Source organism: Bacillus cytotoxicus NVH 391-98, assembly GCF_000017425.1.
GTDB lineage: Bacteria > Bacillota > Bacilli > Bacillales > Bacillaceae_G > Bacillus_A > Bacillus_A cytotoxicus.
Window position 1 is genome coordinate 2,630,332 of the sequence record NC_009674.1, and the last position, 12,977, is coordinate 2,643,308.

11 protein-coding genes and 1 pseudogene are annotated in these 12,977 nt (G+C 38.9%); 1 reads left to right on the plus strand and 11 read right to left on the minus strand.

The annotated features are described in order from the left end of the window. Positions 1-26: 26 nt before the first annotated feature. Positions 27-237 (plus strand): annotated as a pseudogene (locus tag BCER98_RS21245) (hypothetical protein); the annotation flags it as partial. Here BCER98_RS21245 and pyrE read toward each other — a convergent pair. From pyrE to BCER98_RS12860, 11 genes are all read right to left on the minus strand, one after another. Further along, a complete protein-coding gene (gene pyrE, locus BCER98_RS12810; protein WP_012094972.1) occupies positions 227-859 on the minus strand; it encodes an orotate phosphoribosyltransferase in 633 nt (210 codons plus the stop codon). The pseudogene BCER98_RS21245 and the gene pyrE overlap by 11 nt on opposite strands. Beyond that, a complete protein-coding gene (gene pyrF, locus BCER98_RS12815; protein WP_012094973.1) occupies positions 856-1,572 on the minus strand; it encodes an orotidine-5'-phosphate decarboxylase in 717 nt (238 codons plus the stop codon). The genes pyrE and pyrF overlap by 4 nt, the downstream gene beginning before the upstream one ends. Beyond that, complete coding sequence (gene pyrD, locus BCER98_RS12820; RefSeq protein ID WP_012094974.1) at positions 1,557-2,486, minus strand: dihydroorotate oxidase B catalytic subunit; 930 nt, start codon at positions 2,484-2,486, stop codon at positions 1,557-1,559. The genes pyrF and pyrD overlap by 16 nt, the downstream gene beginning before the upstream one ends. Next, on the minus strand, positions 2,483-3,262 hold the full coding sequence (gene pyrK, locus BCER98_RS12825) for a dihydroorotate oxidase B electron transfer subunit (RefSeq protein WP_012094975.1): 780 nt from the start codon (positions 3,260-3,262) through the stop codon (positions 2,483-2,485). The genes pyrD and pyrK overlap by 4 nt, the downstream gene beginning before the upstream one ends. Then, on the minus strand, positions 3,259-6,477 hold the full coding sequence (gene carB / locus BCER98_RS12830) for a carbamoyl-phosphate synthase large subunit (RefSeq protein ID WP_012094976.1): 3,219 nt from the start codon (positions 6,475-6,477) through the stop codon (positions 3,259-3,261). The genes pyrK and carB overlap by 4 nt, the downstream gene beginning before the upstream one ends. Then, complete coding sequence (locus BCER98_RS12835) at positions 6,462-7,559, minus strand: carbamoyl phosphate synthase small subunit (RefSeq protein ID WP_041809918.1); 1,098 nt, start codon at positions 7,557-7,559, stop codon at positions 6,462-6,464. The genes carB and BCER98_RS12835 overlap by 16 nt, the downstream gene beginning before the upstream one ends. Then, the gene (gene pyrC, locus BCER98_RS12840) at positions 7,556-8,842 is read right to left on the minus strand and encodes a dihydroorotase (RefSeq protein ID WP_012094978.1); all 1,287 of its coding nucleotides are present in this window, start codon (positions 8,840-8,842) and stop codon (positions 7,556-7,558) included. Before pyrC ends, BCER98_RS12835 begins: the two co-directional genes overlap by 4 nt. Next, positions 8,826-9,740, minus strand: coding sequence for an aspartate carbamoyltransferase catalytic subunit (locus tag BCER98_RS12845; protein ID WP_012094979.1), 915 nt, complete (start codon positions 9,738-9,740; stop codon positions 8,826-8,828). Before BCER98_RS12845 ends, pyrC begins: the two co-directional genes overlap by 17 nt. A 150-nt stretch (positions 9,741-9,890) precedes the next feature. Further along, the gene (locus BCER98_RS12850; protein WP_012094980.1) at positions 9,891-11,174 is read right to left on the minus strand and encodes a solute carrier family 23 protein; all 1,284 of its coding nucleotides are present in this window, start codon (positions 11,172-11,174) and stop codon (positions 9,891-9,893) included. Between the two features lie 146 nt (positions 11,175-11,320). Continuing rightward, positions 11,321-11,863, minus strand: coding sequence for a bifunctional pyrimidine operon transcriptional regulator/uracil phosphoribosyltransferase (pyrR, locus tag BCER98_RS12855; protein ID WP_012094981.1), 543 nt, complete (start codon positions 11,861-11,863; stop codon positions 11,321-11,323). A 204-nt stretch (positions 11,864-12,067) separates the two neighbouring features. After that, positions 12,068-12,976 carry an RluA family pseudouridine synthase gene (locus tag BCER98_RS12860; protein WP_012094982.1) on the minus strand — a complete coding sequence of 303 codons (909 nt, stop codon included), beginning with the start codon at positions 12,974-12,976 and terminating at the stop codon, positions 12,068-12,070. Position 12,977 lies beyond the last annotated feature (1 nt).

Consider the following 12,977-nt stretch of genomic DNA (forward strand, 5'->3'; position numbering starts at 1 on the left):
GAGAAACAACAAATTGAAAAATTTAACACTTCGAAATGAAAGATTGCTATTATTGGCAATCGATTAGAGACTGATGCAATGAGTAGTACAGCAGTTAGAAGGCAAGAAATATAGTTAAATCGGGATAACTCGCAACTCAAGTGCGATGCTCCTACTATATCTTCTTTACATGAAGTTTTAACGATGATAAAAAACGACCGCGTTCCCCGCAGTCGTTCTTTTCGTGTTACGCTGTAATCCAAGCCTCGTCAGCTGGATTTTTGCGCCATTCTTGCAGTTTTTTCATTTCAGCTTGTCCAATCATACCTTTTTCTTCCGCCACTTGAGTTAATGTGCTATAGTCGCTTAAAGAATATGACGCTACATTAGCTGCCGCTAGTTTTTCTTTTCCTGCTTCAAGCTCATATGTGAAGATTGATACGATTCCTAATACTTCACAACCTGCCTCACGAAGCGCTTCTACGCAAGTAATCGCACTACCACCAGTTGAAATAAGATCTTCTACTACAACTACTTTTTGACCTTTTTCCGCTTTTCCTTCAATTTGGTTTCCTTTACCGTGACCTTTTGCTTTACTACGTACGTAGCACATTGGTAAATTCATACGATCGCTTACCCATGCAGCATGGGCAATACCAGCAGTTGCTGTTCCTGCAATAACTTCTACAGTTGGGAAGTGTTCTTTAATTAATTCCTCTAATCCCGCCGCAATTGCTTGACGTACTTTTGGGTACGATAAAGTTAGGCGATTATCACAATAAATTGGCGATTTCATACCAGAAGACCAAGTGAATGGATCATTTGGTTGTAAAAATACTGCTCCAATTTCTAATAAATGCGATGCGATTTCTTTTTTCATACTGTTACACCTTCCCACTGTTGTTTTACTGTTTGATATGCTTCAAGCGGATTTTCTGCTTTTGTAATACTACGTCCAACCACAATGTAACTTGAACCAAGTTCTCTTGCACGTTTAGGTGTTGCTACGCGCACTTGGTCATTCACATCATCGCTTGCAAGACGAATCCCCGGTGTTACTGTTACAAATTCGTCTCCGCATACTTCACGTAACTTTGGTACTTCCAACGTTGAACATACAACGCCATCAAGTCCACTTTCTTTCGTTAATTTTGCGTAATGAGCAACCGCTTCTTCTAACGTTTTCTCAATGCCAATCTCTTTTTTCATCATAACTTCCGAAGTACTTGTTAATTGTGTAACTGCAATACAAATCGGTCTCTCTTTTCCTTCTTGCTTACCTTCCTCTAATCCCTCAAGCGCTGCTTTCATCATACTGCTCCCCCCAGCAGCATGAACATTTACCATGTCAACATCTAGACTAGCTAGGCTGCGCATAGCGCTTTTTACTGTATTTGGAATATCATGAAGTTTTAAATCTAGAAATATTTTATGTCCTTTTTCTTTTAAGTACGTAATAATTGCTGGGCCTTCTTTATAAAACAATTCCATACCCACTTTGACAAATAACTCTTCCCCTTCAAAGTGTTGTAAAAATTGTTCTACCTCTTTTTTCCCTGGAAAATCTAGTGCAACAATTAGCGACTTTGACATACTTGTTTCCAGCTCCTTCCTTGACATTCCGAAATGTGTCCAAATCCTAATTCATCTAATAACGATGGTAATTCCTCAATAATGGTTGGGCATACGAGCGGATCAACAAAGTTTGCTGTACCAACCGCAACTGCACTTGCACCAGCATAGAAGAATTCAATAACATCTTCTGCTGACTCAATACCACCCATTCCAATAATTGGAATATCAACCACTTGGCTTACTTCATGTACCATGCGAATTGCTACCGGTTTAATTGCAGGACCTGATAGTCCGCCTGTACGGTTTGCTAAAATTGGTTTTGCTGTTTTTAAATCTAGACGCATACCAAGCAATGTATTAATCATCGTTAACCCGTCCGCACCTGCATTTTCAATTGCCTTCGCAATCTCGACAATGTTTGTCACGTTCGGTGACAATTTCACATATACCGGCACTTCAGAAACCTCTTTTACTCGCTTCGTTAAATCAGCAGCAATTTCAGGATTTGTACCAAAAGCGATACCTCCCGTTTTTACATTGGGACAAGAAATATTTAATTCTAGTGCATGAACATTCGGTGCTTTTGAAATTTTCTTTGCTACTGCTACATAGTCTTCAACTTGTGAACCTGCAACATTCGCTATAATTGGAAGATCAAATTGTTCTAACCATGGTAATTCAGAGCCCATTACCTTTTCTAGCCCTGGATTTTGAAGCCCGATTGCATTTAACATACCACCTGGTGTTTCCGCCACACGTGGCGTCGGATTTCCATATCGTGGTTGTTCCGTCGTTGCTTTAATCATGATTGAGCCCAGTACATTTAAATCATAAAACTGAGCATATTCACGACCAAATCCGAAGCAACCAGATGCTGGGATGATTGGATTTTTTAATGATAATCCTGGTAATTCAACTTGTAATCTGTTCATAGTACAACCTCCCCGATTGGAAACACAGGTCCATCGCTGCACACTTTTTTATAAGAATGTCCGCTTGGATCTTCTTGTAAGTGACATACGCACGCGAAACATGCTCCAATCCCGCATCCCATACGTTCTTCTAGTGAAATGTAGGCTTTTTTCTCTTTATAACGCCCTTCTAATGCACGCAGCATTGCTAAAGGTCCACATGAGTATAAAATATCAAAGTCAATTCCATAGTTATCTATTACATCTGTTACAAACCCTTTTGTACCATGTGTACCATCAACGGTTGCAACATACGTATCACCAAGTTCTGCAAACTTTTCTTCATAGAAAACAACATCTTTCGTTTGAAATCCTAAGATGTGAATAACACGTACCCCTTTTGCAACAAGGCGTTGCGATAGCTCATAAAGTGGTGGCACACCAATTCCGCCTCCTACTAATAGAGCTGTTTGTCCAGCTTCTGCTTCTTCTACCGGAAATCCATGTCCGAGTGGTCCTAATACATCTACTAATTCACCTTGTTTTCTTTTTGCTAATGTTTTTGTTCCTTGTCCTTCCGCACGATATAGCATTGTAAATTCGTTTTTTTCTTGATCGACATTACAAATGCTAATTGGGCGGCGCAGAAGGGGGGTAATCCCCTCTGCTACCTTAATGTGTACGAACTGCCCTGGTTCGTTCATTTGCTGTACAAGATCACCTTGAAGCACTAATTCATAAATGTTTTTTGCGATTTCTGTTTGGTTAACGACGATCATATTTTGCTTTTGCATCATGCATGTACCACCTCGTGACGCGTTGTTGGCGCGATTTCTTTCATTGTGTGAGCTGAGAACGTCATAGATTCTAGTACTCGTAAAATTGCTCTTGTTGTATCAAGTGATGTTAAGCAAGCTACACCATTTTCCACAGATTCTCGACGAATGCGGAACCCATCACGCGCTGGTTGTTTTCCTTTTGTTAATGTGTTAATAACAAACTGTGCTTTTCCTTGACGAATAATATCAAGTAAGTTGTAATCTTCAGAGTCAATTTTATTTACAACTTGCACCGGAATGTTTTGCTCTGTTAACGATTTTGCTGTTCCTGCTGTTGCCAATAAGTTATAGCCAATTTCATGGAAGCGTCTTGCGATTTCAATCGCTTCTTCTTTATCTTTATCCGCAACTGTAATAATGACAGATCCATGTGTTGGAATGCTAATTCCCGCAGCAACTAATCCTTTATATAATGCTTTTTCAAGCGTTAAATCTTTCCCCATTACTTCCCCTGTCGATTTCATTTCAGGTCCTAATGTTGTATCAACAGAGCGCAGTTTTGCAAACGAGAATACTGGCGCTTTTACATATACTTCGTTATCTTCTGGGTGGTAACCAGTTTCATAACCTTGTTCTACAAGATTTTTACCTAAAATGACTTTCGTTGCGATGTTTGCCATTGGAACACCTGTAATCTTGCTTAAGAACGGTACTGTACGGCTCGCACGTGGGTTTACTTCAATGACATACACTTCATCTTTGAAGACTACAAATTGGATATTTAGTAATCCAACAATCTTTAATCCTCTCCCAAGTGCAATTGTATTTTCAATAATTTGTTCCTTCACTTTCGCTGATAGGCTTTGTGGAGGATATACTCCGATTGAATCACCAGAGTGAACACCAGCGCGTTCAATATGTTCCATAATACCGGGAATGTATACATTTTCACCGTCAGAAATTGCATCCACTTCAATTTCTTTCCCAACCATGTAGCGGTCAATTAATACCGGGTGATCTGCATGTACTTTTACTGCATTTTTCATATAGTGAAGCAGTTCTTCTTGACGATACACAATTTCCATTGCACGTCCACCAAGTACGTAAGATGGTCTTACGAGTACTGGATAGCCAATTTCTTCAGCAATTGCTACCGCTTGCTCTACTGTTGTTGCTGTTTTACCAACCGGTTGTGGAATACCAAGCTCTGTTAATGCTGCTTCGAACTTATCGCGGTCTTCAGCACGATCTAAATCTTCAAGAGATGTTCCTAAAATTTTCACACCGCGCTCTGCTAATTTTGCCGCTAAGTTAATCGCTGTCTGTCCACCGAATTGTACAATAACACCTTCTGGCTTCTCTAAATCAATGATGTGCATAACATCTTCAATTGTTAATGGTTCAAAGTACAATTTATCAGAAATACTGAAGTCTGTTGAAACTGTCTCTGGGTTATTATTCACAATAATTGCTTCGTAGCCAGCTTCTTTAATTGCCCATACAGAGTGAACTGTTGCATAGTCAAATTCAACCCCTTGACCGATGCGGATTGGTCCAGAACCTAGTACCATTACACTTTTACGCTCTGTAACGATTGATTCGTTCTCGTCACCATATGTGCTGTAGTAGTAAGGCGTTGCAGATTCGAATTCTGCTGCACAAGTATCTACCATTTTAAATACTGGCATGATGCCATTTTCTTTACGTGTAGCGTAAATTTCACATTCTGTTTTATTCCAAGCAGACGCAATGTAATGATCACTAAAGCCCATTTCTTTTGCTTCTCGTAATACTTCCATGTCACCAACATTCGCTTTTACTTTTCGTTCCATATTTACGATGTTTTCGATTTTTTGTAAGAAGAAGAAGTCCATTTCGCACCATTCGTGAATCTCTTCTTTCGTTACACCTTGGCGAATTGCTTCTGCCACAATAAACAGACGCTCATCATCCGCTTTTATAATACGTTTTTTCATTGTTTCTTTATCAAGTTCTTTTAAGTGATTTAGCTCTAGATGATAAATACCAAGTTCTAGAGAGCGAACGGCTTTTAATAATGATTCTTCTAAGTTACGTCCGATTGACATAACTTCACCCGTTGCTTTCATTTGTGTTCCAAGCGTTCTATTTGCTGATTCAAACTTGTCGAAAGGCCAGCGTGGAATTTTCGAAACAACATAGTCTAATGCTGGCTCAAAGCACGCATATGTTTTTTGTGTTACTGGGTTTACAATTTCATCTAATGTTAAACCGACTGCAATTTTTGCTGCTAATTTCGCAATTGGATATCCCGTCGCTTTTGATGCTAAGGCAGATGAACGACTTACACGTGGATTTACTTCAATTACATAGTATTGGAAGCTATACGGATCTAGTGCAAGCTGAACGTTACATCCCCCTTCAATTCCTAGTGCACGAATAATTCTTAATGACGTATTACGCAGCATCTGATATTCTCGATCGCTTAATGTTTGACTCGGTGCTACAACAATAGAATCCCCTGTGTGCACACCAACTGGGTCGATGTTTTCCATGTTACATACTACAATGGCATTGTCATTTGCATCACGCATTACTTCATATTCAATTTCTTTAAAGCCAGCGATGCTTTTTTCTAATAAACATTGTGTTACTGGGCTATGTTTCAAACCACTTGTTACAATTTCAATTAACTCTTCTTCGTTGTGGCAAATTCCACCGCCTGTTCCGCCTAACGTAAATGCTGGACGAACAATGACTGGATACCCAATCTCTTTAACAAATTCATATGCTTCATCAAGTGTATGGACAATTTCACTTGGTGGTGTTGGTTCGTTCAATTCTTGCATTAATGTACGGAATAAATCGCGATCTTCCGCTTGCTCAATTGCTGATAATTTCGTTCCTAAAATTTCAACTCCACACTCTTCAAGCACACCCGATTTGGCAAGTTCAACAGCCATATTTAATCCTGTTTGTCCGCCAAGTGTCGGCAAAATTGCATCTGGACGCTCTTTACGAATAATGCGACTTACAAATTCTAGTGTTAATGGCTCAATATATACTTTATCTGCTGTTGCAGTGTCCGTCATAATTGTTGCTGGGTTCGAGTTAACAAGGATTACTTTATAGCCTTCCTCTTTTAAAGATTGACAAGCTTGCGTTCCAGAGTAATCAAACTCCGCTGCTTGCCCAATTACAATTGGTCCTGATCCGATTACTAAAATTGTGTTAATGTCTAGGCGTTTTGGCATAACTCTTCCCCTTCTTTCTTAAAGTTTGCAATCATTGTTAAGAAATCTTCAAATAAGTCATTTGCATCTTCTGGTCCTGCTGATGCTTCTGGATGATATTGTACTGTAAATGCTGGGAACTTCTTATGACGAAGTCCTTCTACTGTTCCATCATTTAAAGCAACGTGTGTAATCTCAAGGTCTGTTCCTTTTACAGATTCCTCTTCTACTGCATACCCATGGTTTTGAGAAGTGATAGCTACTTTTCCAGTTTCAAGATGTTTTACTGGATGGTTTAATCCACGGTGACCAAATTTTAATTTCACTGTATTTGCACCTGATGCCAAGGCAAATAGTTGATGCCCAAGGCAAATACCGAATAAAGGTACTTTTCCAATGATTCCTTTTAACATTTCAATCGCTTCTGGTACATCTTTTGGATCCCCAGGTCCGTTACTTAACATAATTCCATCTGGGCTTAAGCGTAAAATTTCTTCTGCCGATGTATTGTAAGGAACAACAATGACATCGCAATCACGCTTATTTAATTCGCGTAAAATACCGTGCTTCATTCCGAAATCAACAAGGACAACGCGGTAACCACGACCTGGGCTTGGATATGGATCTTTTGTTGATACACGCTTTACATGATCTGTAAATACTGTAGCTCTTAATTGACTGACAATATAATCTACATCGACATCCATATTACAAAGACGTCCGCGCATTGTTCCATATTGACGAATTTTTCTCGTTAATTTTCTCGTATCAATTCCTGATAATCCTGGAATATTTCGTTCTTTTAAATACTCATCTAACGAATTTTCATTACGGAAGTTCGATGGATGATCGCAAATTTCATTTACAATTAAACCGTGTACAGATGGTTGAATCGATTCAAAATCATCACGGTTAATACCATAGTTTCCGATCAATGGATACGTAAATGTTACGATTTGACCGCAGTATGATGGATCAGATAATGTTTCTTGGTATCCGGTCATACCAGTTGTAAATACAACTTCACCTGATTTTTCAATCTCTCCGCCGAATCCTTTTCCAATTAATACTGTTCCATCTTCTAAGATAAGCTGTCTTTTCATACTAATGCACTCTCCTTTTGCCATACGATCTTCCCGCCCACTAATGTCATAACTGGCCATCCTTGACACTTCCAGCCTGCAAATGGCGTATTTTTTCCTTTTGATAAGAATGTTGTTGGGTCAATTTTTTCTTCTTGTTCTAAATCAAGAATGGTAATATCAGCTGCTCTTCCTTCTTTTAGACGTCCTGTTTCTAAACCAAATGTATCTGCTGGCTTTTCTGTTAAGAATTGGATAAGCTGTTCTAATGTGATAATTCCTTTTTTCACAAGGTTTGTATATAGTAATGGGAACGCTGTTTCAAAACCAGTAATTCCAAATGGTGCTCTTTCAATGCCTTGTGCTTTTTCTTCTGCTGTATGCGGTGCATGATCCGTTGCAATGATGTCGATTGTTCCATCTAATAAACCTTCAATGAGTGCTTCTTGGTCTTCTCTTCCTCGAAGTGGTGGGTTCATTTTAAAGTTGGGATCAACAGATGGGATATCATCTTCACATAGCACTAAGTGGTGTGGTGTTACTTCTGCTGTTACTTTAATACCTGCACGTTTTGCATCACGAATTACTCGCACTGACCCTTTTGTACTTACGTGACAAACATGATAGTGACAATCTGCCGCTTCCGCTAGTAAAATGTCCCTGGCAATATGTACAGATTCACATACTGATGGGATACCGTTTAATCCATGTTTCTCAGAAAATTTCCCTTCATGTACACAACCTTTATTAATAAGCGTATTTTCTTCGCAATGGGCAACAACTGCCATATTTAATTTAGCTGCACGCTTCATAGCCGCTAACATCATACTTGCATCTTGTACGCCTACTCCATCATCAGTAAATGCGAATGCTCCAAGTTCTTTTAACGTTTCAAAGTCCGTCATTTCAGAACCTGCTTGACGCACTGTAATTGCACCATATGGCAGTACATTTACATGTGCTTTTTCCTGAATTCGTTTTTGTAAATCTTCCATATGCTCTTTACTATCTGGCACTGGGCGTGTATTTGGCATCGCACAAATTGTTGTAAAGCCCCCTTTTGCTGCTGCAAGTGTACCAGTTTCAATCGTTTCTTTATGTTCACCACCTGGTTCGCGAAGATGAACGTGTACATCTACTAATCCAGGTGCGATTAATTTTCCATTTACATCGATTACTTCAGCATTTTCAGCCGAAATATTTTTCGCTATTTTCGCAATTTTACCATCTTGTACAAGAAGATCTGTTGCCACGATTGTTCCTTCTTCATTTAAGTAACGTCCATTTTTAAACAAATAATTCATGTTTCATTCCTCCTAATACATTTGGTAATGCGCGTTTTAAAACAGCCATTCTTACGTAAACTCCATTTTCCATCTGTTTGAATATGCGAGAACGTTTACACTCAACAAGTTCACTTGCAATTTCTACATCACGATTTACTGGAGCCGGATGCATAATAATGCTTCCTTCTTTCATGCGTTCTTCTCGTTCCATTGTTAACCCATGGTTTTCATGATACTCTTTCATGATGTCTGTTTCATAATGATCATGACGCTCATGCTGTACACGAAGTAACATCATCACATCAACTTCTGGAATAAGTTCATCTAAGCTTCTATATGTTCCGAATGTATTTGTTTCATCTTTCCACTCTTCAGGACTAGCAAAGTAAATTGTTGCACCTAATTTCGTTAATGCTTCTGCATTCGAGCGTGCCACTCGGCTGTGACGAATGTCTCCTACAATCGCAATCTTTAATCCTTCAAATCTCCCAAACTCTTGTTTAATTGTTAGAAGATCTAACAAACATTGCGTCGGGTGATTTCCACATCCATCACCTGCATTTAAAATAGGGATATTTACTTTGTCTTTTAGCTCATCAAAGTAGCGATCTTGCTGATGGCGGATGACTACTGCTTTGGCTCCAATCGATTCTAGTGTTCTTATCGTATCGTATAACGTTTCTCCTTTTTGTACGCTAGAAGAATCTGCTGAGAAGTTTAATACTTCTAATCCCAATCTCTTCTCAGCAACCTCGAAGCTAAATCTTGTTCTCGTACTATTCTCAAAAAACAAGTTTGCTACAAATGTTTGCTCTGTCGCTTTTCTTTCTTTTCCATTCGCGAAATCTTCTGCATCTTTTAGGATTTCTGAAATTTCTTCCTTCGATAATTCACTCATCGTTAACAATTGGCTCATTGTCATCCCTCATCTTTCTGATTTTTATGATAACACCTTTTGCATTTATATACTAACAATCGCATAAAAACACCCTAGTCATGCGAGACTAGGGTGCAAGAAAGAAGCCACCCTTTTCTGTCTCGCAAGACTGATTTAAAAGGTTCGTTTTTATGAAGCAATCTGCTTAGATTGTTGTTTTTCTTTTATTTCTGGTAGTAGTAAATTTAACAATACACCTACAATTGCTGCAAGCGCCATTCCTTCTACTTGGAATGATTCTCCGATATGAAGCACTGCACCGCCTATACCAATAACAAGAATAACAGATGCAATCATTAAGTTACGTTTGTCACTTAAGTCTGTTTTTTCGTCCACCATCATACGTAAACCACTTGATGCGATGACACCAAAGAGCAGGATGGAGACACCGCCCATGACTGGTGTTGGAATCGAATGAATCAGCGCTGAAATCTTACCGATAAATCCAAACACGATTGCGAAGATTGCTGATCCAGCGAATAAATATACACTATACGCTCTTGTAATTGCTAGCACCCCGATATTTTCACCATATGTTGTATTCGGCGGCCCACCAATTACAGATGCTATTAATGTCGCTACACCATCACCAAAGATTGAACGATGTAAGCCTGGTTTTGCAATTAAATCTCGATTAATAACATTTCCAAGTACAATTTGGTGCCCAATATGTTCTGAAATCGTTACTAGTGCTACCGGAACCATCAGAAGCATAATTTTCCAAGAAAATTCCGGTGTATATGTTACAAACGGTACAACAAAGTCTGGTACATTGAACCAGCTTGCCTCAGCTACCGGCTTAAAATCGACTAACCCTTGAAAGTATGCAAAAATATATCCGCCAATAATTCCAAGCAATACCGGTATAATACTGAAGAATCCTCTTCCAAATATGGAGCAAATAATCGTAATTACTAATGTGACTAATGCTACTGAAAAGTGTGTAAAGCTATATTTTCCATCGACATCATTCATTGCCATATTCACAGCCGTATGCGCTAAAGCTAAACCAATAACCATTACAACTGGACCAACTACAATTGGAGGGAGTAACTTCATAATCCAAGCTGATCCTGACTTTTTAATTCCTAGCGAAACTAGGAGATAAACAAGTCCTGCTAGCATACCACCGAGCATTGCTGCTCCCGGCCCCCCCGCTGTTTTTGCCGTTATAATTGGAGCAATAAATGCGAACGATGATCCTAAATAGGCAGGTACTTGCCCTTTTGTTATAAGAAGAAACGCTAATGTTCCTAATCCACTGGAAATTAAAGCTACTGATGGATTTAATCCTGTTAAAAACGGAACCAGCACTGTTGATCCGAACATTGCAAACAAATGCTGTATGCTTAAAAATAACCATCTTCCCGGTTTCGGTATTTCATGAATGTCTAACACTGGCTTTTGCTCCATTGTTATATCCTCCTTCAATTTAAAATTTTGCAATAAAAAAACTCTTTGTGTCCGTGCACAAAGAGTCCTATACTTTCATATGGCAAATTTGACATATGAAAGCCAAGACCCTTTGGCAGCCTCACAGGACTACATTTAAAAGGGCTTTACTTTTCGTATATGCTTACTCGATCTTTTTGATCTGTCTCTTGCAAATCAACTTCAATACGTTCTTCACTTGATGTTGGAATATTTTTCCCTACATAATCAGCGCGAATTGGCAACTCACGATGACCTCTATCTACAAGAACAGCTAACTGAATTTGTGATGGTCTTCCTAAGTCCATTAGTGCATCCATCGCAGCGCGAACTGTTCTCCCTGTATACAATACATCATCTACAAGAATAACTTTTTTCTTTGTAATATCTACAGGAATATCAGAGCCTTTTACAAGCGGTTCTTTATCTTTAGATTGTAGCGTTAAATCATCACGATATAGCGTAATGTCTAACTCTCCAACTTCAATCTCTTTTCCTTCAATCTGACCAATTTTTTCTGCTAAACGTTTTGCTAGAAAAATCCCACGTGTTTTAATTCCGACTAAAACACATTGGTCGACACCTTTATTATGCTCTACAATTTCGTGACTAATACGTGTTAAAGCGCGACGAATCATTTGATCATCTAAAACAACTGCCTTTTCTTTCATGCTTTACACCTCCAAGCTTTTTTTGCACGTGAGAGGAATCGTATAAAAAAAGTCCTCCCAGCGTGTGCGAGAGGACTTTTGAAAAAAGGGTACAAGTATACCCTAAATATTTCAAACCGTTACCTTCTCAACCTCACGGGGCTGTGTTAAAGGATCATTATTTAACTGTTGTTAGTATCGCAGTTTTTATTCATTTTGTCAATACTATTTCCGTAAAATATTTAATGTTTCCTCGAATATAGCTGGTGCAGGTGCTTCAAATTGTAAATATTCACCTGTACGCGGATGATTAAATCCTAAAATTCCTGCATGAAGCGCTTGTCCATTCAAATTTAATGTCTTTTTCGGACCATATTTCGGATCCCCAGCAAGAGGGTATCCAATATATTTCATATGAACACGAATTTGATGTGTTCGTCCCGTTTCTAAACGACATTCGACAAGTGTAAAGTCCTTAAATCGTTCTAACACTTGAAAATGCGTAACTGCATGCTTACCATTTTCATCAACAGCCATACTTTGACGATCTTTCTTATCTCGAGCAATTGGCGCATCAATTGTTCCTTTATCGTGCGGGATTACCCCATGCACAATTGCCTGATAGCGTCTCGTCACTGTTTTTTCTACTAGCTGATTTACTAAAGATTCATGCGCCATATCATTTTTCGCAACCATTAATAAGCCTGATGTGTCTTTGTCAATGCGGTGTACAATACCTGGACGCATGACGCCATTAATGCCTGATAAATCTGTACAATGATACATTAAACCATTAACAAGTGTACCACTCGTATGCCCCGGTGCTGGATGTACAACCATACCGCGTGGTTTATTAACAACTAGTACATCCGCATCTTCGTAATAAATCTCTAAATTCATATCTTCGGCACGAATATCCAATTCTTCTGGTTCTGGAACTGTTACTGTAATTTCATCATTTTCTTTTACTTTATAATTTCCTTTAACCGTCTTTCCATTTACTGTTATGACGCCGTCTTTAATCCATTGTTGCACTTGTGTGCGTGACCACTCATGATTTACACTTGCAACAAATTTATCAATCCGTTCGTTTTTCCGTTCTTCTACAACTGTTACTTGTACTACTTCACTCATT

Bases quoted from the DNA above. Each gene is read 5' to 3' on its own strand.
- pyrE (WP_012094972.1), bottom strand. From the start codon at position 859: ATGAAAAAAGAAATCGCATCGCATTTATTAGAAATTGGAGCAGTATTT.
- pyrF (WP_012094973.1), bottom strand. From the start codon at position 1,572: ATGTCAAAGTCGCTAATTGTTGCACTAGATTTTCCAGGGAAAAAAGAG.
- pyrD (WP_012094974.1), bottom strand. From the start codon at position 2,486: ATGAACAGATTACAAGTTGAATTACCAGGATTATCATTAAAAAATCCA.
- pyrK (WP_012094975.1), bottom strand. From the start codon at position 3,262: ATGATGCAAAAGCAAAATATGATCGTCGTTAACCAAACAGAAATCGCA.
- carB (WP_012094976.1), bottom strand. From the start codon at position 6,477: ATGCCAAAACGCCTAGACATTAACACAATTTTAGTAATCGGATCAGGA.
- BCER98_RS12835 (WP_041809918.1), bottom strand. From the start codon at position 7,559: ATGAAAAGACAGCTTATCTTAGAAGATGGAACAGTATTAATTGGAAAA.
- pyrC (WP_012094978.1), bottom strand. From the start codon at position 8,842: ATGAATTATTTGTTTAAAAATGGACGTTACTTAAATGAAGAAGGAACA.
- BCER98_RS12845 (WP_012094979.1), bottom strand. From the start codon at position 9,740: ATGAGCCAATTGTTAACGATGAGTGAATTATCGAAGGAAGAAATTTCA.
- BCER98_RS12850 (WP_012094980.1), bottom strand. From the start codon at position 11,174: ATGGAGCAAAAGCCAGTGTTAGACATTCATGAAATACCGAAACCGGGA.
- pyrR (WP_012094981.1), bottom strand. From the start codon at position 11,863: ATGAAAGAAAAGGCAGTTGTTTTAGATGATCAAATGATTCGTCGCGCT.
- BCER98_RS12860 (WP_012094982.1), bottom strand. From the start codon at position 12,976: ATGAGTGAAGTAGTACAAGTAACAGTTGTAGAAGAACGGAAAAACGAA.